A 20,174-nucleotide genomic window follows, 5' to 3' on the forward strand; every position below is an offset into this window, starting at 1 on the left:
TCCCTGCATCTCCAAGATACTTGGATAGTAACAGCGAGTCTGCGTGCACTATGGCTTTTCCGCTGCCACCTGAATCAATCTGCGAATCACAGCTAACCTTAACTCGCAACTCGCCATTTAAGGCGCCGTAATCACCTTATTCGCAAGCCCTCTGGCTTTGCCTAAAAAGCCAGACCAGCGGATGGTAAAGCGAATTAAACCCCAGTAAGTTAATGGCACCAGCAATAAACTGGTTAAAGTCGAGAACACCAGTCCGCCAATAATAGCTATGGCCATAGGCGCATAACTTGGGCCGTCGCCACCTATAGCGGCATCACCAAAAGCCAGTGGTAATAAACCCAATACAGTAGTAGATACCGTCATCAAAATAGGTCGTAACCGGGCTTCACAGGCTTCAATAATTAAGGGCACCAGCTCTGCATCCGGGCTTTCGTGGCGTAATTGGTTAATACGATCCACCAGTACTATACCGTTATTGACCACTATACCCATCAGCACCAGCATACCTATCATGCCCATAATACCCATAGAAGTGCCAGTGAATAAAAAGGCCCAAAACACACCAACAAAAGAGAACAACAAAGAACCTATAACAGCTGTTGGCATAATTAAGGATTCAAACAAAGCCGCCATCACCAGATAAATCATAGCCACAGCCAGCAACATATTAATTTGCATTATGCCCTGAGCTTCATCCTGATACTGGAAACTGCCTTCAAAAGACCAGGCATAACCTGCAGGTAATTGCAGCTGATTTAAACGGGTTTTCAGCTCTTCTTTGGCCTTGTCCATAGTCAGTTCTTTGCCCATATTCATACCTATGGCAAGGGTAGTCTGACGGTTAAAGCGGCGTATTTCCGAAAGCAGTGGCGCTACTTTCAATTCAGCCACCTGAGCTAAAGTAATGACTACATTGTCTTTCACCATCACAGGAATAGCGGCCAACTCTGCAGGTGAATGACTGACTTTTTCGTCATACAAGACCCGAAGCTGCACTTCACCCTGATCTTCAGAACGGAAGGTGCGTAAGTTGGTGCCACGCAGTGCCAAACTCACAGCCTGAGCTACTGAGCTCGCATCTAACCCCTGACGTTGTAACTCTTCATTATTCAGCAGAATTTGCATTTCAAACTGACCATCTGATATCTCAGTGCGCACATCTTCCAGGCCTTTGATTTGTGAAACAACAGGTACTATATCAGCGGCTAATTTAGTCAGTATTTCGGTGGATGGACCAGATAAATGCACCTGCATGCCACCACCACTGTCACTCCAGCCAAAGGTAGGTTGAGAGCGCACCAGTTTCGGCCAGTTTTTACGGATCTTTTCTTTAATTTCAGCCACAGGTTTGATCAACGGATCGTTAAACATAATGATAGAAATCGCATGATTGGCTCTGTAGTAGCTGTACACAGACTCAATTTCATACTCTTCTTTATGCTGATACAGATAGGCTTCCATCCGATCCACTTCCTGCTCTACCTCGGCCAGACTGTAATTGCCTTGCACGTTGTAGTTCAGAAAAGCCCTGCCACTGTCTCCGCCATCTTCATCACCACCAGAAACAGCGCCTATAGGAATGGCGATACTGAATAACAATAAAAAGGCGATGCCAGTAGCCGCTTTAGGTGAGCGCATCACCCAGCGTAAGCAGCGGCCATAAAACAGCTCAAGCTTGCCAGGTGCAGCGTTATCACTGCTGTGAATTTGCTTAATTTTGGTGGTCAAAAATGGAATTAAGGTTAACGCCATCAATAAAGACACAGCCAACGCTATGGTTATCGCAATAGCCACATGTTCTAAAAACACAGTGACATCCACTTTCTGCCCAATGATATTAGGCAAAAATACGATAGCTGTAGTGGCAGTACCAGCAAGCACGGCCAGACTGACGCGGTGCACACCCAGTTCAGTGGCCTTTTTAATGTCAGGATTTGCAGCGCGTTCACGGAAAATACTCTCAGTAACTACTACCGAGTTATCGACCAGCATACCTACGGCCAGCATCAAGCCCATCATACTCAGTATATTTAAGCTGTAGCCGAGGAAATACATAGCGCCGAGCGTAATAGCCAAAGAGACTGGTACAGACAACACCACCACTAAAGTGGTTGGGATGTGACGTAAAAACAAATACAACACGCCAAAAGATAACAAAGCACCAATAGCGCCTGAACTTAACAGGTTAGACAAAGAATCCGTTACCCCTTTGGCAGTATCGTCCATCAGGAATAAGTTTATACCGTTAAAAGCCGGATCTTTACCTGCAGCATCCACCACAGCTATAGCTGCGCGGGATACATCCACCAGATTGGCATTGGATTCTTTAAATACGTTCATACCTACAGCATAAGTTTGATGTAAATGCCGGCCTTCAGTACGTTTTGGCAACTCCAGTATCACATCGGCCACAGCACCTAGAGTTAAACCTGCCCGTATAGGCAAAGCACGAATTTCATCCAGACTGGTAAATTCACCTACAGGTTTCACCAGAATGCTTTCATTTGGATTACGCAGCTCCCCTGCTGTCATTGCAAAGTTACTTGCCTGAAGCAGCTGCACCAATTGCGCCGGATCAACCTGCAAATTGCGCATACGTTGTGGGTCGAGGCGAATAGTCACCTGACGTTTATCCACACCATAGAGCTCCACCCTGGATACACCAGGCACCCGTTCCAGCGGACGCTTAATCACACGCTCAATCAAGTCATAGGCCATAGCCAGGTCACGGTCACTGGAAATACGCAGCTGGAAAATAGGCATATCGGCAGTATTAAACTGATACACCATCACCCGCTCCACATCGCGTGGCAACAAATGACGCATATTGTCTAAACGCTCGCGTACTTCAATACTTTTGGTATTGATGTCTTCTTCCCAGTTAAATTCCAGCGAAACACCTGCGCTGTCTTCTCTGGAGAAACTACGCATTTTCTTAATACCAGTGACTGTGGCCAGCGCTTCTTCCACTGGTCTGGTGATTAAGCGCTCTATTTCACTGGGAGTCGCGTTTGGGTAAGGCACATCCACATAAATTTCAGGTATGTCGATGCCAGGGAATTTCTCCAGTGGCAGCATGCGGCTGGCTATTAAACCAAATACCAGCAAGGACAAAAATAACATACATAAAGTCACAGGCCGGGTTAAAGCAAAACGGGTAATGACTAAAGGTTTATGATCCATAGTCTTACTCCTTAACCGCTTGTACGTCACGCGCAGTCAGGCGATACAACACAGGAATAAATACCAGTGTCAGTAAAGTAGACAGGCTCAAGCCCCAAATCACAGTAATAGCCATAGGGGAGCGTATTTCTGCACCATCGCTGCTGCCAAGCACCATAGGCAGCAAGCCCAGCACTGTGGTTAAGGTCGTCATCAACACAGGGCGTAAACGGGTGGCGCCAGCCTGCACTATGGCGTCATTGAGCGCTATGCCTTCAGCACGTAACTGGTTGATACGGTCAATCAGTACTATGGCGTTATTCACCACTATACCGGCCAGCATAATCAGACCAATAAAGACGATCACAGAGACACGGGTACCGGTCAGCCATAAACCAAGCACAGCACCAGCCCCGGCCAAAGGCACAGTAAATAAAATAAGCAAAGGCTGCAGCAGGTTTTCAAACTGGGACGCCATCACCAGATACACCAGAAACACCGCCAGCAACAAGGCCATCATCAGGGAATTAAATGAACGTTCCATTTCTTCACTTTGGCCCACTATAGTGGCGCCCACACCATAAGGCAGAGTCAGCTCTGCCAATGCAGCTCTGGCCGCTGCTGTGCCTTGTTCCAAATCTCCATAAGCCAGATTCGCACTGACTAAAGCCACCCGTTGCTGACCTATACGGGTAATTTCGCTTGGGCCAATTTCACGTTTAATATCAGCAACAGCAGATAAAGGCAGTGGATTTTGGCTATTTGGATTGATGATAATTTGCGACAGTTGCTGCGCTGAATTACGGAAGTTTTCCGCCAGACGCACGCGAATATCTACTTTGCGGTCGTTAATTGAATACTGGCCTGCCACTTCACCACCAATATAATTGGCCACACGCTTGGACACATCAGCCGCAGTTAAACCCAGCTGAGACAATCTGTCGTGGTGGAAATGCAAGGTAAGTTCCGGCTGACCTGAACGTAACGAGCTTTTGATGTCCGTAAATCTGTTATTGGCGGCTAACAGCTTTGCCAGTTGATCGGACGTGGCTTTTAAGCTGTTTAAATCATGGCCTGACAATTCAATTTCCATTGGAGTGCTGAAACTGAACAGCTCTGGTCTGTCAATTTTTGCAGTCAGATCAGGCATCGAACTTACGCTATCACGGAACAATTGAATTAAACGTTCTTCATCCGCCTTAGTGGCGCTGTCTTTTAAAATAATATTTAAACGGCCCCAGTGACTGCCCCCCACATTCGGATCCACAGTCATCTGCTGCCCTGTACCTGCCTGAGCATAACTGCGGTCAATTTCAGGTTGCAGTGAAGCCACAGCGGCCAGCTGTTTCAACACTCTGTCGGTACGTTCAATGGCACTGCCCACAGGAAGCTGCACTTCAACATAAAACTCGCCCTGACTCATACTTGGGATCACATCAAAACCTAAACCCGGGATCAGTGAATAAATCAGTGCTGTGATGCCTATAGTAGCGGCCACCACCAAAGCTTTTACTTTCAGAGCAGCCGTTAATACCACACGGTAACCCGACTCCAGCGCAGCTAAAAAGGCCTGCACCAGATAAAGCAGCGGTTTAAACACAAAACTTAAGGCTTTAGCCACCACACGAAACAAAATGGTCAGCAAGGTAAATACGCCTAAAAACAAAAAGCGCACAGCCAGATACAGCAGATGGAAAGGCACCAGCGGCCATAAATACCAACGGGATGGTTTAATAGTTATTTTGCTTGTTTCACCAGTAGAAGCAACAGCTGAAGCAGAACCAGTGCGCTCACGGGCTGCCATAGCGGGAATAAGTGTTAAAGCCACCAGTAATGAAGCCAACAAGGCATAAGTGACAGTTAAGGCCTGATCTTTAAACAGCTGCCCTGCCACACCTTCCACAAACACCAGCGGGAAAAACACAGCCACTGTGGTTAAAGTAGAAGCAGTTATCGCCATCGATACTTCACTGGCACCTTTTTTTGCCGCGTCCATAGGCGCCATGCCCTGCTCTTTGTAACGGGCAATGTTTTCGAGCACCACTATAGCGTTATCTACCAGCATACCTATGGCCAGGGCAATACCACCTAAGCTCATAATATTTAAGCTGATATCCTGCGCATACATCAGATTGAAGGTGGCGATCACCGACAAGGGAATAGACACAGAGATCACTAGCGTGGTCCAGACATTACGCAGGAACAAATACAACACCAGCATAGCCAGAATACCGCCGGCAAAAGCAGCTGATTTCACTTCATCTATGGCTTGTTTAATAAAAGTAGACTGGTCATAGACTAAGGTGAGTTGATAATCGGCCGGCAGATTTTTTTGTAAATCCCCCAGTTTTGCAGTCACAGTTTTTGCCACCTGAACTGTATTGGCATCACCCTCTTTATAGATAGAAATTTCAATGGCTTCTTTGCCATGCACATAAGTAATGCTCTGACGGTCCACAAAGGAGTCACGCACTTCGGCTATATCTGACAAGCGAATTTGGCTTTCGCCCACTTTGGCGATATACAAATTGCGGATTTCATCTAAATTCGAAAACTGATTAATAGTGCGGACTAAATAATCATGACTACCGGTTTCTAAACGACCTCCAGCCTGATTAATATTTTGCTCTTTTAAACGCTGGTTTACCGTATTGATATCCAGTTTCAGCTGGCTTAATTTTTCATTGTTAACCAGAATTTGAATTTCCTGAGTTAAACCACCGTCAGGCCGCACTGCAGCCACGCCAGGCAAAGACTCTAAACGACGACGTAAATCTTCTTCAGCAAAAGTACGCAAGCTCACCAGTTGAGTCGGGGTTAAATCATTTTTTTCATCCCGGCTTAAGGCTAAACGAACCACAGGATCTAAATTCGGGTTAAACCGCAGCAGCAAAGGCTTTTTCACATCTAACGGCAGATAAAGCACGTCGATTTTTTCGCGCACTTCAAGGCCTGCCAGATCCATATCTGAGCCCCATTCAAACTCCATAATCACATCAGAGCGACCCGCTCGGGATACGGAATGCACTTTACGAATACCTTTAACGATACCCACAGCTTCTTCTATTGGCTTACTGACCAGTTGCTCTACTTCAGCCGGAGCTGCCCCCTGGTATTCAGTGCGAATGGTTAAAGTGGGATAAGACAAGTCAGGAAGTAAATTGACGGCCAGTCGCCCCATAGCAACTAAACCAAATAACATTATGCCTAAAGTGAACATCCACATGGTGACAGGACGTGCAACGGCTATATCCACTAGTTTCATAGAAGATCCCTAAATTATTTTTATTTATTCATAACGGTGGGGCTTTCGCCCCACTGCTGAGGGAGAATTGATTAGCTCTTCGCAATGACCTGAACAGGGCTTTGCTCTTTTAAACTGGCTTGACCCGCAGTGACCACCTGATCACCTTCAGCTAAACCTTCCACCACTTCAAACATAGTGTCGGACTCATAGCCAGTCGTGATAGTTTTGCGTTCAACTTTACCGTCTTTGTTCACTAAAAAGACTGAACTATTATTGTCCATCGCCATCACAGCACGTTTTGGCACTAATAAAGCAGCATCTTTTGCATCGTATTGCACTTCAACCTGAGCAAACATACCGGCTTTTAATGTCAGATCGCTGTTGTCTACAGCGACTGTGACACGGGCTGTTCCTGTAGCTGCATCTACCACAGGAGAGATACGGATAATTTTGGCCTGTTTAACTGGCATAGCGGCAAAATGCAAGTGTGCCACCTGCCCCACTTTAGCGTTAGGCAGCTGATGCTCAGGTAAATTGATCACAGCTTCTAAGCGTTCTTGTGACACAATTTCAAACAAAGCTTTGGAAGAAAACTCAGTGATCAGCTGACCCACTTTGACATGACGACGGGCAATAACACCACTGATAGGCGCAATGATCTGAGTTTCTTTTAATGCCAGCTCGGACAAAGCCACTGAGGCTGACAAAGATTCAACCTGCCATTTTAGTTTGTCGTACAAGTCAAAACTGACCAGTTTTTTCTGATACATAGTTTCTAAACGCGCCAGTTCACTTTTTAACTGACCCAATTCAGCTTTGCCTTTGGCTAAATTCAGTTGCTGACGTTCAGTGTCTAAAATCGCCATCACCTGCCCAGCTTTGACCACATCACCTTCTTCCACAAACAACTGCTGCACTATGCCAGTGGATTTGCTGTTTACTTCAGCATCCTCTTTGGCTTCCAGTGTGCTGGTGGTGCGGTACAAGCTGCTGATCTCACCGCGACTGACTACAGCGGCCTCAACAGGAATGCTAATTACGGTTTCCACTTTAGCAGCATCAGGACTTCCTTCAGCGTTGCCGCATCCGGTTAATACCAAAGAACTGGCTAATAAGGCAGCGGTTACAGCAGTCGCAAGCAATGAGCGGGTTTTCATAATTAATCCTTGAATAAACAAAATCGAATCAGTTGCAGAAGGATTGCATCCCCTGTGCCATTTCGAAAAATATAAATAAATCCGTTTAAAAACAACTAGATAAAATAATAAAACATAAAATCAGCCTGAGTTCATTTTTAACCTTTGGCAAATTTCACTACTTTTTAGTCAATGAAAGATCAGACCAGTAGCGGATTTTGCCAGACTTAGAGCATGTACTCTAAGACCTTGTCCCCCTATAATGCCGCGAAATTCATTACAGGGTACAAAAATAATGTTACGAAAAGCTTCATTACCTTTGGCAATCAGCCTTGCCTTGGTTAATCAGTCCGCATTCGCTGAAGGCTACAAACTGTTTGAACAATCCGTCAGCGCTGCCGGTAACGCTTATGCCGGTCGTGGCGCTCAGATCACCGACGCTTCTTTGCTGTATTCCAACCCTGCTGCATTAACTGAATTAGAAGGCGCGAATTTCTCCGGTGGTGTAAACCTGATCTATGCAACCAGCCGCTACAGTGACGCATCAGCCCAAAGTGCAAATGGTATGGCAGTTTCTGGCCGCGACTCTGGCAAGCTCACCTTAGCTGAGTTAGTACCTTTTGTATTTTACACTGACCATATCAGCGATAACTTAAGCTGGGGTATTGGTGTCTATGCACCTTTTGGTTTGTCGTCTGACTACCATGACGATTGGGTTGGCCGTTATTTTGCCGATGAAACCGCCATCAAAGTGGTCGCCATGCAGCCTACTGTGGCTTATAAACTAAATGAAGCCTGGTCTGTTGGCCTGGGTATCAACATCAATTACGCCGAAGGCACTTTATCCAAATACAAAGACCACTCAGGTTTATGTGAACTGGGCACCAATATCAATGCTTTATATGGTGCAGATGTGTACAACGCAGCTTATTGTGACAGCCACTACGAAGTAAGTGGCGATGATGTGGCAGCCGGTTACAACTTTGGTGTTCATGCTGACTTAGGTTCAACCAAACTGGCTTTGGTGTATCACTCAGAAGTGAAATACAATTTAAAAGGTGACTCTGAAATCACCAACACTCCTATTACTGGCGCAAATGTGGCTGGCAACCCTAATTTTATAATCGCTCGTCCAGAGCTGCCTGCCGTCAGTGTAGCAACAGGCAAACTGGCCGCTAACAGCTATCTGTCAGAGCAAAGCAAACTGGATTTAACCACTCCTGCCAACCTGGCTTTTAGTGCGGATCAGAAAATCACAGAGCTGTTCTCTGTGCAAGCCAGTGTAACCTGGACAGGCTGGAGCAGCTTCGAGTCTATCGATATCGTCAGTGATGACAGCACACCAAGTATTTCTTTAAGCACTCAGATGCCGCAAAACCTGAATAAAGCAGGTTACATTGGCTATATCCCAGAGCATTGGCATGATACCTGGTCATTTTCTTTAGGTACCACAGTCCACTACAACGACGAGCTGACGTTAAGAACTGGTTTGGCTTACGATGAAAACCCTATCTCCACCAGCCATAAAACAGCCAGAGTGCCCACAGCGGACCGGATTTGGTGGACCTGGGGTGCAACCTGGGATCTGAATACCGCTCAAAGTGTCGACTTTGCCTATGGTTATATGTGGATGAATAAAGTCAGCATTGATGAGCATGAATACAACGCCAACGGCGACCGTATTTATAACTCAGGTGTACAAGCGAACTACCGCAACAATGCCCAGGTGCTGGCGGCGCAGTGGAACTACAAGTTCTAAAGCCAAAACAGCCTTAAACCCGTTTACCAAAACCACCGTTTTTACGGTGGTTTTTTTATCCGCATGCAACAAAACTCTTCCCGGTTTTTATTCAAATTTTCATCTTTGATAAAAACTGCATAATTTTGTACTCAATCTAGTGACAAATACTTTAGTCTGAGACATCATAATGTTTACATCAAAGGGACTGGTGTTAGCCATCGTTTTCCCTGCCCTGATGTACTACTCACCGTTAACTTAAGGAAAACGCAGCTTTACCCGCTGCTCAAGCCAAAGCAGTTGAGTTATACGGCTATTCATCTGCAGCCTTTGGCTGATTACTTAAGGAGAAGCATATGACTCAACCTATTCAACTGGATATTGCCATTATAGGCGGCGGAGTATCGGGCTGTTACAGCGCCTGGCGTCTGCAGCAGGACAGAGGCCACAACAGCGCTATTGCGTTATATGAATACAGCAACAGAATTGGTGGCCGCTTATACAGCCGTAAATTACCTGGTTTACCCAATGTGGTGGCTGAGCTCGGAGGTATGAGGTATATTCCTGGTTCCCATCTGATGGTGAAAAACCTGGTGACAGAGCTGCAACTGCCTACCAAAGAATTCCCTATGGGTTCAACTTTGCCTATCGAACCCGACGGCAAAGCTGCGGGTGCAGACAACAATTTGTTTTATCTGCGTGGTCAGTACTTCCGTTACCGCGATTTCGCCGAGCATCCGGACCGTATTCCCTATAACCTGAGCTGGTCAGAGCGTGGTTATGGTCCGGAAAACATGCAGGTCAAAGTGATGAACTTAATCTGTCCGGGTTTTGCCGATATGAGCCTCAACCAGCAAATGCAGGTGAAATTTTTTGGCAAGGAGATCTGGCGTTATGGTTTCTGGGATTTACTGTACAAAGTACTGAGTAATGAAGGTTACCAGTTTATGAAAGATGCTGGCGGTTACGAAGCGAACGTGGCTAACGCCAACGCAGTGACTCAGTTGCCCGCCACCGAATACAAAGATGACACCGAGTTTTTAACTTTAAAAGATGGTTTTCAAAGTTTGCCACTGACGCTGGCACAACAGTTTGCCGATATGCCGGGACAGCTTGCGTCATCAGGCCGGGTGCAAATGAACCAACGTTTGACAGAAATTCGCTACAACCCAGACTCTGACTACCGCTACAACCTGATATTTCAGGCCACAGAAACCAATGAAGCAGGAAAAACCACAGATAAGCCTGACTGTGCACCAACAGAAGTACTGGCAAAACAGATCATTCTGGCTATGCCACGACGCTCTCTTGAATTAATTTCTTCGCCCTTTTTTGAAGATCCCTGGCTGAAACAAAACATTAAATCTGTGCTGATCCAATCTGCCTTTAAAATGTTTTTGGCCTACGAAAAGCCCTGGTGGCGAAGCCTGGGCTTAGTGGCTGGCCGCTCTGTGACAGATTTACCCATACGCCAGACCTACTATATGGGCACTGAATGTGAACAGCCAGGCGGCGAATCCACCTTGCATTCCTTGTTGATGGCTTCTTACAACGACATAGGCACAGTGCCGTTCTGGAAAGGTCTGGAAGCGGGCAAAGCCTTTACCGGTTATGTGCCACAGTCTTTATCCTGCGCTCCGGAACAGGTGGTACTGAAACACGAATTCCAAATCACCGAAGATATGGTAGCAACAGCTCATCAGCAGGTCACAACACTACATAATCAGCAGCAACTGCCACCGCCTTATTCTGCTGTTTATCAGGAATGGGGTGATGATCCTTATGGCGGCGGCTGGCACGAATGGAAAGCGAATTACCGCCTGGATCAAATCATGTGCCGGATGCGCCATCCTGTCGCGGATCAGGAAATTTATATTGTCGGCGAAGCTTATTCCTACGAACAAGGTTGGGTAGAAGGTGCACTCAATACAGCTGAGTCTATGCTGGAACAGTTTTTTGGCCTGAGTAAACCCCAGTGGTTGTTAAAGGATCCTGCCTTTGCCAAAATTCTGCAGGACAATCCTGATTACAATTTCCTGCCGACAGCCTGCCCTGCGCCTGATCTTCACTCTAACAGCAACAGCTGTGTCTGCGGCGATTGCTCTGAAGTACTCAATGAAGTGACAGAATTTGCATATGAGGGCATCAACAATGTCGAGCATTAATTCTTTTACTGTCGCCGACTATTTGTTAACCCGCTTGCATCAACTGGGCCTGCGTAAAGTATTTCAGGTGCCAGGCGATTATGTCGCCAACTTTATGGATGCACTGGAACAGTTTAACGGCATAGAGGCAGTGGGCGATCTGACTGAACTGGGCGCTGGTTATGCTGCCGATGGGTATGCCCGTTTAACGGGTATTGGCGCCGTTTCTGTGCAGTTTGGCGTTGGCACTTTTAGTGTGCTGAACGCTATTGCCGGCTCTTATGTCGAACGCAATCCTGTGGTTGTGATTACAGCAAGTCCCAGCACTGGCAACAGAAAAACCATCAAAGAAACTGGTGTATTGTTTCATCACAGTACAGGTGATTTATTGGCTGACAGCAAGGTGTTTGCCAATGTCACAGTAGCAGCAGAAGTATTAAGTGATCCCTCAGATGCCAGACAGAAAATAGATAAAGCCCTGACTTTGGCTATTACCTTTCGCCGCCCCATTTACCTGGAAGCCTGGCAGGACGTCTGGGGCTTAGCCTGCGAAAAACCCGAAGGCGAACTCAAAGCTTTGCCGTTGATCAGTGAAGAAGGCGCACTGAAAGCCATGCTTGCTGACTCGCTGAAACTGCTGAATTCAGCCAGACAACCGCTGGTTTTGCTGGGTGTGGAAATCAACAGATTTGGTCTGCAGGATGCTGTGCTTGATTTGTTGAAAGCCAGTGGTCTGCCCTACAGTACCACCAGCCTGGCGAAAACAGTGATCAGTGAAAACGAAGGCATTTTTGTCGGCACTTATGCTGATGGAGCATCTTTCCCGGCTACAGTGGAATATATCGAAAAAGCCGATTGTGTGCTGGCGCTGGGGGTTATTTTTACCGACGATTACCTGACAATGCTAAGCAAACAGTTTGACCAGATGATCGTCGTCAATAATGATGAAACCTCACGACTGGGCCATGCGTATTACCATCAGCTGTATCTGGCTGATTTTATTCTGCAGTTGACAGATGAGATTAAAAAATCCTCTTTGTATCCACGACAGAATAGTGCGCTGCCGCTGTTACCGCCTCAACCGCAAATCACTCCGGCTTTGCTGCAACAGCAATTAAGCTACCAGAACTTTTTTGACTTGTTCTACGGCTACCTGTTACAGCATCAACTGCAGGACAACATCTCGCTGATTTTAGGGGAAAGCTCGTCACTTTATATGTCAGCCAGGCTTTATGGTTTACCGCAGGACAGCTTTATTGCTGACGCAGCCTGGGGTTCCCTGGGCCATGAAACAGGTTGTGTGACAGGTATCGCTTATGCCAGTGATAAACGCGCTATGGCCATAGCAGGAGACGGTGGTTTTATGATGATGTGTCAGTGTTTATCGACCATCAGCCGCCATCAGCTGAACTCTGTGGTTTTTGTGATCAGCAACAAGGTTTATGCGATTGAGCAGTCTTTTGTCGATATCTGTGCTTTTGCCAAAGGCGGCCACTTTGCGCCTTTTGACCTGTTGCCGACATGGGATTACCTGAGCTTAGCCAAGGCATTTTCTGTAGAAGGGTACAGAGTTCAAAACGGCGAAGAATTGCTGCAGGCGTTGGAGCACATCATGACGCAAAAGGACAAGCCAGCTTTAGTCGAAGTGGTTATTCAGTCTCAGGATTTAGCGCCAGCTATGGCGGGACTGGTGAAATCCATTACTGGTCATACTGTAGAGCAATGCGCCATCCCCACATAAAGAACGAAGATATAAAAAATGGCCACGTCCTGTGGCCATTTTTTGCGTTACAACCTATCACCTACCAGTGAATTATTTAACCAGCGTGATTTTGTAACCACTTGGCGCTGCAGCAGAGGGTTCTGCGGCCAGAATATAGTTTTTGCCTGCTTCCAGTTGCAATGTCTCTGTTTTATCCAACAGGCTGATAGTGCCGTTGTCTGCCACATGAACCAGAGAAATAGAATAGAAATCTTTTGGCAAAACTAAACTGGCGTACTTTTTAAATTCCAGTGCTTTGACATGAAACTTAGCGCTTTCAATAGTTTCGTTCTGACGGACAAAATAGAAATGCAGATTTTTGAAATCAGGCACCAGGTTAGCCACATTGATTTCATGTTCGTGAACTTGTGGCAGATTTTTTTCAGTGAAATTCACTAAACCCACTTTTTGCTCTGCATCACGGAACAACAACACAGATTTGCTTTGACCTGCGTTAATAGTCAGTAACACGTTGTTTAATAACAACTGGTTGTTTTCGTTTAACACAGCGATGCTGTAATCGTTTTTGTCTAACTGGATATAATCTGTCAGCGTATCCTGTACTAAGTCGGCCACAGGCAAGTTGTTGATGGCGATCTGACCTTGCTGATTGTCCAGGCTGTTATAAATACGTACCTGCCCTTTCGCCAGACGATGCTCTAATGCCTCTACAGTGCTGGAGTTGCCAACCATGTCTAACGACACCTGCTGTTGCATTGGACCTAACTTGTCACGCACCACCATCACATAACTGGTGGTGTACTGGAAGTTATAAGCCGCAGCTTCAAAAAATGGTGTGTTGCTGCCCGCCGTGGTCAGAAAAAGTTTGTATTTACCACGCTTGAGCATTTTACCGCTGGTGGTGATTGTGTTTGTAGCCACAGACTCTAACAAAGTCGCTTTGCTGAAATCATCAGTTTCAGCAGCAGTGTAAATATCTACTTTGTCGTAATTGGACGATAAGTTAGCAACAAAAACCCGGAACTGGTCATCAAACTTTTCTTCACGCTTGTGAGTTAAGGTCAAAATGCTTGGATTTGCCGCATCACCGGCCATTAACAACAATGTTTTGTCACCTTTATTCAGCGTGATATCCGCTTCTTTGATCAAAGCACTGCTGGTTGCGTTTTTCAGCTGATATTTGTAACTGCCAGGTTCAATCGCCAGCATATTCGAGGCATCACCAAAAATGGCTGAACCTGCAGCTTTCTCGTCGACCGTTAAAGCGCTGTTTGCGCTATTAGCCGCGCCATTGTAAAACTGCACATAACCCTGATTAAACCCTTCTTCTGCTTTATCATCTGAGCTGCCACCGCAGGCGGCCAAAGCGATCAGCGAAAACAAAGGCAAAGCCAGACGACTGGCGCGCTGTATCATATTCATAAAGCTATCCTGTAACTTGGTTGTTAGTTGGCCAAGAGATTATGTATAGCCTTATGAAAAACCTAGCGTTTTTACCAACACCAACAGTTAATAACAGCTTTTAACAAATCAAATAAAACTGAGTACCCTTGGGCTATTGCAAAGTTATGTAAAGATAGTGATCTAAATGAAGGCGGCAGGCTCAAGGCCTGCGCCATTTTTGATTTAGTTTGATTGCAGCTTCAGTGAACCACTGACAGTACTCATTTCTACGCGGCCTTCACCTTTGCCAGTGCTGAATTCAAGACTGCGACGTGGGCCATATTTCGCTTTTTCCGCTTTCTGACTGGTCAGCTCATTTTTAATCGAGCCTCCGGCATTAGCGACCAGATTAAATTTAGCATTGATGCCTTTATCCAGCTTCAGTTTGGCATCACCACTGACAGTGCTGACTTCTATACGTGGTGTCAGGCTACCTTTGAGTTCAGCATCTAAAGAACCATTTACCGAACTCATTTCCAGTTGCTGCACATTGGTTAGCTCCAGATCGGCTTCCCCGTTCACCACTGACACCGAGACCTCAGAGGCTGACGATTTGCTGTCAATACTGCCATTCACTGCATCTATGCTCAGCCGGCCTTGGGAGCCACTGTCTTCAATTTCACCATTAACTGTGCTCAGCGTAATACGGCCATTGTTATTGACGCTGGTCACTTCACCGTTAACGGTTTCGAGCTGAATAAACTTTTGCAGCTTTTCGCCATATACAGAACCATTCACAGTACTGATTTTGGTGCTGCCCTGAACACCGGAAACACGTACACTTGAGTTCACACCCTGGAACTCCAGCTCTGCCCCCAGCGGCACTTCAATTTTTAAACGTGAGCCCTGGTTATCTTTATCGTCCCAGTCCCAGCCACCGTAATTACGCATATTCGGCATTTTTACTTTAAAGCTGGTAAAGCCATTTTTTGACTCCATGCTATAACCATCGGCTTTTTCATCTAAAGTCCCTGATACTTTAAAGCGGTTTTCAGCTGTGGCTATTATTTCAACTTCCCCACGCATATTTTCAATAAAAATCTTTTCATTGTTGGCCACCTGCAGATTTTCGTTTACAGACTCTGCTGCCCACAAAAACTGGCTGAATACAGATAAGGCGAGGCCTAAAATCAGTTGTTGTTTCATCATGCTACTCCAGATTAAACCAGGCCCGATTGGACCACTTTTTGTAAGTAATTCTGCTGTTGGCTATACAATTGTTTTAATTGTTTTAACAACAGCGCTTCATTCGGATTGTATCTCAACGCCAGTTGCACCAGGGTTATGGCCTGTTGCCACTGCGCCAGTTGTTGCTGCCAGTCGGCATAGGCCGGATCTACTGTTTTCATGCTGGCCAGTTGCTCTGCTTTGGCTTGCTCAAAGCTGTAAACTATAGCGGTTTCTGCATCCAGCATCTGAGGGTTAAACACCTGTGGTTGCACTGGTGCCGCTGGTTGCCAAAACAAAGTCACAGCGAATAAAACCGAAGCAGCACTGGCAACATAAGCGCTGGCAAAAGGCACAGACAACCACGGATTTGGTTTTAACTGCACCACTTTTTTCGTCATGGTTTCAGGGTCAGTTAAGCGCTGTTCCAGCTCTGGCCATAAATCGCGGGATGGTTTTAACTCTGCAGATAACCCGGCGATCAAAGCATCCAATTCATGTTCAGTTTTCATCTAACCACTCCCGTAATAACTGCCGCGCTCTGTGGTATTGCGATTTTGAACTGCCTTCGGCTATGCCCAACAATTCTGCAATTTCCTGGTGCTGATAGCCTTCTAAGGCAAAGAGCACAAACACAGCTCTTGCCTGATGGGGCAAGCGTAAAATTAATTGCTCTAACTCACGACTCTGGCCTAATTCAGCGCCCGCCACTTCGGGCAGATCTTCCGTAGCCAGTCGCAGTAGTTTGTCCTGACGCCATAAGTCGATTGCGGTGCGACTTGCAATGCTATGCAACCAGGTACTGAAACTACTCTCCCCACGAAACACTGACAGTTGTTGCCAGACCTTTACAAATACTTCCTGGCAGGCATCTTCAGCTTTGCTGCGATCCGCCAGCAGCCGCATACAAACCGCATAAACCCGGCCACAATGCTGTTGATACAACTGCCTGAACGCTACCCGGTCGCCCTGCTGTGATAAGCGCACCAGATCATCCATGGGCAACACTTTCTGTTCCGGACATTCAGACCTTAACATCCTGTTCCTGTTGTTTTATTGCTGTTGTTATCTGTTTAGTCGCACGCACAGTGGCAAAAGGTTTAAATGCACTGATAAAAAACTTTCAAACTGCCGGACAATACTGCCCATACTATAGCTGAGTGACTGATTTTTAATATAAATTTTGTTTGGTATCAGACCGGATAATCTGACAGACTAACGCCATATCCACAGATAAACAGGAGCTTCAGGTGCAGACAAAGCTTCAAAAAAGCAGCTTGCTGTTACTTTGCCTCTTTCTGTTTGCGGGTTGCAGCAGCCCCCACTTTTTAAAACTCTTGCCATCGACTAAAAGGGCTTTGGAAGCTAATCAGCTGTTTAGTTATCAATATGCCCGTATGCAGCAGATGAGCGCAGAAGAGTTGGCTTTGTATTGCCCTGATTTATTAAGCTTGCCGGACGACACAGCCAATAAAAGTCTGTTGCAACTCAGTTGCGCTCAGTTTTGGTTATCCTCTTCCCAGCTTTCAGGCTCAGAGCTACAACAAGCCACTACTTTATATAACCAAAGCCTGACCAGCTTTTTACAGCTGATGCTGCCAAAACAAAAATACCGTCATCCGGCGCTGCGTATCGCCCTGGAACCCCCTCTGGATGAGGCTGGATTGCCCTTTGAAAACTTCGTTTTAGCCAGCGAATTCAGGGCTATTAAAAGCCATCATCAAAAAACTTCTGACGCTGGTTTAGGTGTCAGTCTGGTGGGTGGGCGGGAAAATACCGGCAAAGGCTGGGATAAAAATTATCCGCCAGAGGGAGTATTCCGCTCTGTCACTGTCAGCCTCAAAGAGCTTAAATTTACTAAAAAAATGCAGGTTCAACTGATATTGCAAGGGCATCTGATGCAAGATGCAACACAACTTCAACTGGCCTCAGCCTCTTATCCACTGTTGTACGACGCCGCCAGCAGCTATTTATGGTTGATGCAGCAGGCCAAGCTGGTGGATTTGGAACTGCCGGGTTTGTTTAATGCAGAGCGTGCAGACAATAAATTGGGCATTTACAGCGTGACGCCGCTGCAAAACAACAAGCAGCCGCTGCTGATGATCCATGGTTTAAATTCCAGCCCACTGATTTGGTATGAGCTGACAATGGCTGTACTGCAGGATGAAGAATTAAAACAACGTTATCAGATTTGGCATGCTTATTACCCTTCAGGCCCTCCGCCTTTTTATAATTCGATGCGGCTACGCAAAAAACTCGATGAGCTGCATGCCATGCTCAAAGCCAATGGCGGCACAACAGAGTTGGATCAACTGCTGGTGGTGGGCCACAGCATGGGCGGTATAATCAGTAAAACCCTGATCCAAAATACCGGCTATTTGCTTTGGGATCTAAGTTTTACAGAGCGGCCGGAACAACTGGGGTATGCACAGCAGGAACTGGATAAAGTGCAGGATATTTTTATTTTTAACACCAGAGCCTATATCGACAAAGTGGTGTTTCTGGATACTCCGCATGGCGGCTCTGGATCTTCTGAATCAGTGCTGGCCAAAATGGCAGGCTGGTTTATTAATTTACCGAAAAACTTTACTTCATTAATGAGCGACTTTATCCAAAAACTGGGCCCGGATAAGGTCACTTTGCCCATGCGTGAATATTTGGGCAGCGGCGGCCCCCATTCAGTGCAGGTGCTGTCGCCCCGCCATCCATTACTGCAGGGCTTAAATAAACTGGATTATCAACGACCTGTGTATTCTGTGATTGGCAGCGATGGTGCTTTATCCTGCAAGGACGAAAAAAGCTGCAGTCAAATCACTGATGGCGTGGTGCCATTTTTTAGCGCTCATCAAAGCAAAGCTGTGCAGGAAATTATAGTGCCATCGCGCCATAACTCCTATCAGTCTCCCAAGGCTATTGAGTTTTTACTGCAAGTGCTCAGGCAACCTGCCGGAGAGGCCAAAATCCTGCCTCTGGCGCCTGACAAGCTCCCTGATTAACGCTATACTCGCCGCCCTTTTTTCTGACAGGTGGTGTTATGTCCTCTCCTTATCTTGCTGTTGATTTTGGTACATCCAACTGTGCCGCCGGTTTTATGCTGGACCAACAGCCGCATTTATTAGCTTTGGAGCAGGACGGCAGCCGTTATTTAAGCTCAGCTTTGTATATCGAACGTCAGCGTGATCCGGAAGACGAAGACGCCTACCTGTCTGCCAGTCTGACCCGCTTATTAGCGCAAAAAAGTACAGTGCTGGTGGGTAAAGCCGCGCACGAACGTTATAGCATGGACCCTTTAGGTGGTGTGTTTATCCGTTCCCCTAAGTCGATGCTGGGAAGCCGTTTAACGCCAGCTCAAACTGAAATTTATACCCAGGTGGCGACCTTATTGCTGGGCCGAATCAAACAAGGCGCTGAGCAAAAACTGGGGCATCCCGTTGAACGGGTGCTGATTGGCCGCCCTATCCATTTTCAGGGTATAGACCTCGCTTTAGGTGATGAACGGGCTTTAACGATTTTAAATCAGGCCGCAAGCCGGGTTGGTTTTAAAGAAGTCGATTTTGCCTATGAGCCTGTAGCAGCTGCCATTGAGTACGAGAGGCATTTAACTCAGGAGCAACTGGTGCTGGTGGTGGATATTGGTGGCGGCACCAGCGATATCAGCCTGATCCGGCTTGGGCCAGAGCATAGTCAGAAATTTGATCGCAGCAGCGACTTATTAGGCCACAGCGGTAAACGTATAGGTGGCGTGGATATGGATATCAAGCTGACTATTTACGGCTTAATGAAACTTTTTGGCCGCCAAAGTCTGGCACTGGATGGTAAACCTCTGCCTGGCGCTTTGTTCAGCGATGCGGTGAATATTATTGATATTCATGCGCAGGAGCGTTTTTACGCTGAAAAAACTTATGATGAACTGCTGGATTTAAAAGACATAGCAGCAGAACCACTGCTGTTGAACCGTTTTGTGCAGGTGTATCAGCAGCATTTAAGTTATTACCTGAATCAAAAAGCCGAACAAGCCAAAATTGGACTGACCGAAGATGCAGCAGTGGATGTGTTGCTGGAGCGTATTGAGCAGGGCCTTTCGCAAAACCTGTCGCAACAACAGCTGATGGATGCCTTGTATCAGGAGTTATCAGGTATCAGTAAGCTGATCCAGCAATGTTTACATAGCGCTGGCGTGAAACCTGACAGTATTTTTGTCACAGGGGGCGCTTCTGCTGTGCCTGGCGTGCAACAAATGCTGCAGCAGTTATTACCTGATGTGCCGGTGATCCGTGGCGATCAGTTTGGTTCTGTCGCTATGGGCTTAAGTAAACTGGCTTCTCTTCGTTTTGGTTGAGGGCGATTTGGCTAACAGGCTCACTAAATCAGCGTTAATTCCACTCAATTCACTAAACTGCACAAAAAACCAACA

Annotated in this window: 12 protein-coding genes; 5 read left to right on the forward strand and 7 right to left on the reverse strand. The window is 46.5% G+C overall.

The window, feature by feature from the left end:
- Positions 1 to 117: 117 nt before the first annotated feature.
- The 3 genes from RHEIN_RS10025 to RHEIN_RS10035 all read right to left on the reverse strand — a co-directional run bounded on the left by RHEIN_RS10025 (position 118) and on the right by RHEIN_RS10035 (position 7,566).
- Positions 118 to 3,183 (reverse strand): efflux RND transporter permease subunit, encoded by a 3,066-nt coding sequence (locus tag RHEIN_RS10025; RefSeq protein WP_008898861.1) that lies wholly within the window; start codon positions 3,181 to 3,183, stop codon positions 118 to 120.
- Between the two features lie 4 nt (positions 3,184 to 3,187).
- Positions 3,188 to 6,427, reverse strand: a complete 3,240-nt coding sequence (locus RHEIN_RS10030; RefSeq protein WP_008898862.1) for an efflux RND transporter permease subunit — start codon at positions 6,425 to 6,427, stop codon at positions 3,188 to 3,190.
- A 71-nt stretch (positions 6,428 to 6,498) separates the two neighbouring features.
- Positions 6,499 to 7,566: an efflux RND transporter periplasmic adaptor subunit gene (locus tag RHEIN_RS10035; RefSeq protein ID WP_008898863.1), complete on the reverse strand. Its 1,068-nt coding sequence runs from the start codon at positions 7,564 to 7,566 to the stop codon at positions 6,499 to 6,501.
- 274 nt (positions 7,567 to 7,840) lie between these two features.
- Here RHEIN_RS10035 and RHEIN_RS10040 point away from each other — a divergent pair, with 274 nt between their 5' ends.
- The 3 genes from RHEIN_RS10040 (at position 7,841) to RHEIN_RS10050 (ending at position 13,168) form a co-directional block, all read left to right on the forward strand.
- The gene (locus RHEIN_RS10040; RefSeq protein WP_008898864.1) at positions 7,841 to 9,304 is read left to right on the forward strand and encodes an OmpP1/FadL family transporter; all 1,464 of its coding nucleotides are present in this window, start codon (positions 7,841 to 7,843) and stop codon (positions 9,302 to 9,304) included.
- A 335-nt stretch (positions 9,305 to 9,639) separates the two neighbouring features.
- The gene (locus tag RHEIN_RS10045; RefSeq protein ID WP_008898865.1) at positions 9,640 to 11,448 is read left to right on the forward strand and encodes a flavin monoamine oxidase family protein; all 1,809 of its coding nucleotides are present in this window, start codon (positions 9,640 to 9,642) and stop codon (positions 11,446 to 11,448) included.
- Positions 11,435 to 13,168, forward strand: coding sequence for an alpha-keto acid decarboxylase family protein (locus tag RHEIN_RS10050; protein ID WP_008898866.1), 1,734 nt, complete (start codon positions 11,435 to 11,437; stop codon positions 13,166 to 13,168). The genes RHEIN_RS10045 and RHEIN_RS10050 overlap by 14 nt, the downstream gene beginning before the upstream one ends.
- 72 nt (positions 13,169 to 13,240) lie before the next feature.
- On the opposite strand, the gene RHEIN_RS10055 is transcribed toward RHEIN_RS10050, so the two are convergent.
- The 4 genes from RHEIN_RS10055 to RHEIN_RS10070 form a co-directional block, all read right to left on the reverse strand.
- A complete protein-coding gene (locus tag RHEIN_RS10055; protein ID WP_008898867.1) occupies positions 13,241 to 14,572 on the reverse strand; it encodes a DUF4397 domain-containing protein in 1,332 nt (443 codons plus the stop codon).
- A 204-nt stretch (positions 14,573 to 14,776) separates the two neighbouring features.
- Positions 14,777 to 15,742 carry a DUF4097 family beta strand repeat-containing protein gene (locus tag RHEIN_RS10060; RefSeq protein ID WP_139056444.1) on the reverse strand — a complete coding sequence of 322 codons (966 nt, stop codon included), beginning with the start codon at positions 15,740 to 15,742 and terminating at the stop codon, positions 14,777 to 14,779.
- A gap of 11 nt (positions 15,743 to 15,753) precedes the next feature.
- Positions 15,754 to 16,272, reverse strand: coding sequence for a hypothetical protein (locus tag RHEIN_RS10065; protein ID WP_008898869.1), 519 nt, complete (start codon positions 16,270 to 16,272; stop codon positions 15,754 to 15,756).
- Positions 16,262 to 16,798: an RNA polymerase sigma factor gene (locus RHEIN_RS10070; RefSeq protein WP_008898870.1), complete on the reverse strand. Its 537-nt coding sequence runs from the start codon at positions 16,796 to 16,798 to the stop codon at positions 16,262 to 16,264. The genes RHEIN_RS10065 and RHEIN_RS10070 overlap by 11 nt, the downstream gene beginning before the upstream one ends.
- Before the next feature lie 212 nt (positions 16,799 to 17,010).
- Between RHEIN_RS10070 and RHEIN_RS10075 the strand changes: the two genes are divergently transcribed.
- Both RHEIN_RS10075 and yegD read left to right on the forward strand, forming a co-directional pair.
- Positions 17,011 to 18,756: an esterase/lipase family protein gene (locus RHEIN_RS10075; protein ID WP_008898871.1), complete on the forward strand. Its 1,746-nt coding sequence runs from the start codon at positions 17,011 to 17,013 to the stop codon at positions 18,754 to 18,756.
- Positions 18,757 to 18,794: 38 nt separating this feature from the next.
- A complete protein-coding gene (yegD, locus tag RHEIN_RS10080) occupies positions 18,795 to 20,099 on the forward strand; it encodes a molecular chaperone (RefSeq protein ID WP_008898872.1) in 1,305 nt (434 codons plus the stop codon).
- Positions 20,100 to 20,174: the final 75 nt, after the last annotated feature.

This window comes from Rheinheimera sp. A13L (assembly GCF_000217935.1).
In the GTDB taxonomy this organism is placed as follows: domain Bacteria; phylum Pseudomonadota; class Gammaproteobacteria; order Enterobacterales; family Alteromonadaceae; genus Pararheinheimera.

Bases quoted from the DNA above. Each gene is read 5' to 3' on its own strand.
- RHEIN_RS10025 (WP_008898861.1), bottom strand. From the start codon at position 3,183: ATGGATCATAAACCTTTAGTCATTACCCGTTTTGCTTTAACCCGGCCT.
- RHEIN_RS10030 (WP_008898862.1), bottom strand. From the start codon at position 6,427: ATGAAACTAGTGGATATAGCCGTTGCACGTCCTGTCACCATGTGGATG.
- RHEIN_RS10035 (WP_008898863.1), bottom strand. From the start codon at position 7,566: ATGAAAACCCGCTCATTGCTTGCGACTGCTGTAACCGCTGCCTTATTA.
- RHEIN_RS10040 (WP_008898864.1), top strand. From the start codon at position 7,841: ATGTTACGAAAAGCTTCATTACCTTTGGCAATCAGCCTTGCCTTGGTT.
- RHEIN_RS10045 (WP_008898865.1), top strand. From the start codon at position 9,640: ATGACTCAACCTATTCAACTGGATATTGCCATTATAGGCGGCGGAGTA.
- RHEIN_RS10050 (WP_008898866.1), top strand. From the start codon at position 11,435: ATGTCGAGCATTAATTCTTTTACTGTCGCCGACTATTTGTTAACCCGC.
- RHEIN_RS10055 (WP_008898867.1), bottom strand. From the start codon at position 14,572: ATGAATATGATACAGCGCGCCAGTCGTCTGGCTTTGCCTTTGTTTTCG.
- RHEIN_RS10060 (WP_139056444.1), bottom strand. From the start codon at position 15,742: ATGATGAAACAACAACTGATTTTAGGCCTCGCCTTATCTGTATTCAGC.
- RHEIN_RS10065 (WP_008898869.1), bottom strand. From the start codon at position 16,272: ATGAAAACTGAACATGAATTGGATGCTTTGATCGCCGGGTTATCTGCA.
- RHEIN_RS10070 (WP_008898870.1), bottom strand. From the start codon at position 16,798: ATGTTAAGGTCTGAATGTCCGGAACAGAAAGTGTTGCCCATGGATGAT.
- yegD (WP_008898872.1), top strand. From the start codon at position 18,795: ATGTCCTCTCCTTATCTTGCTGTTGATTTTGGTACATCCAACTGTGCC.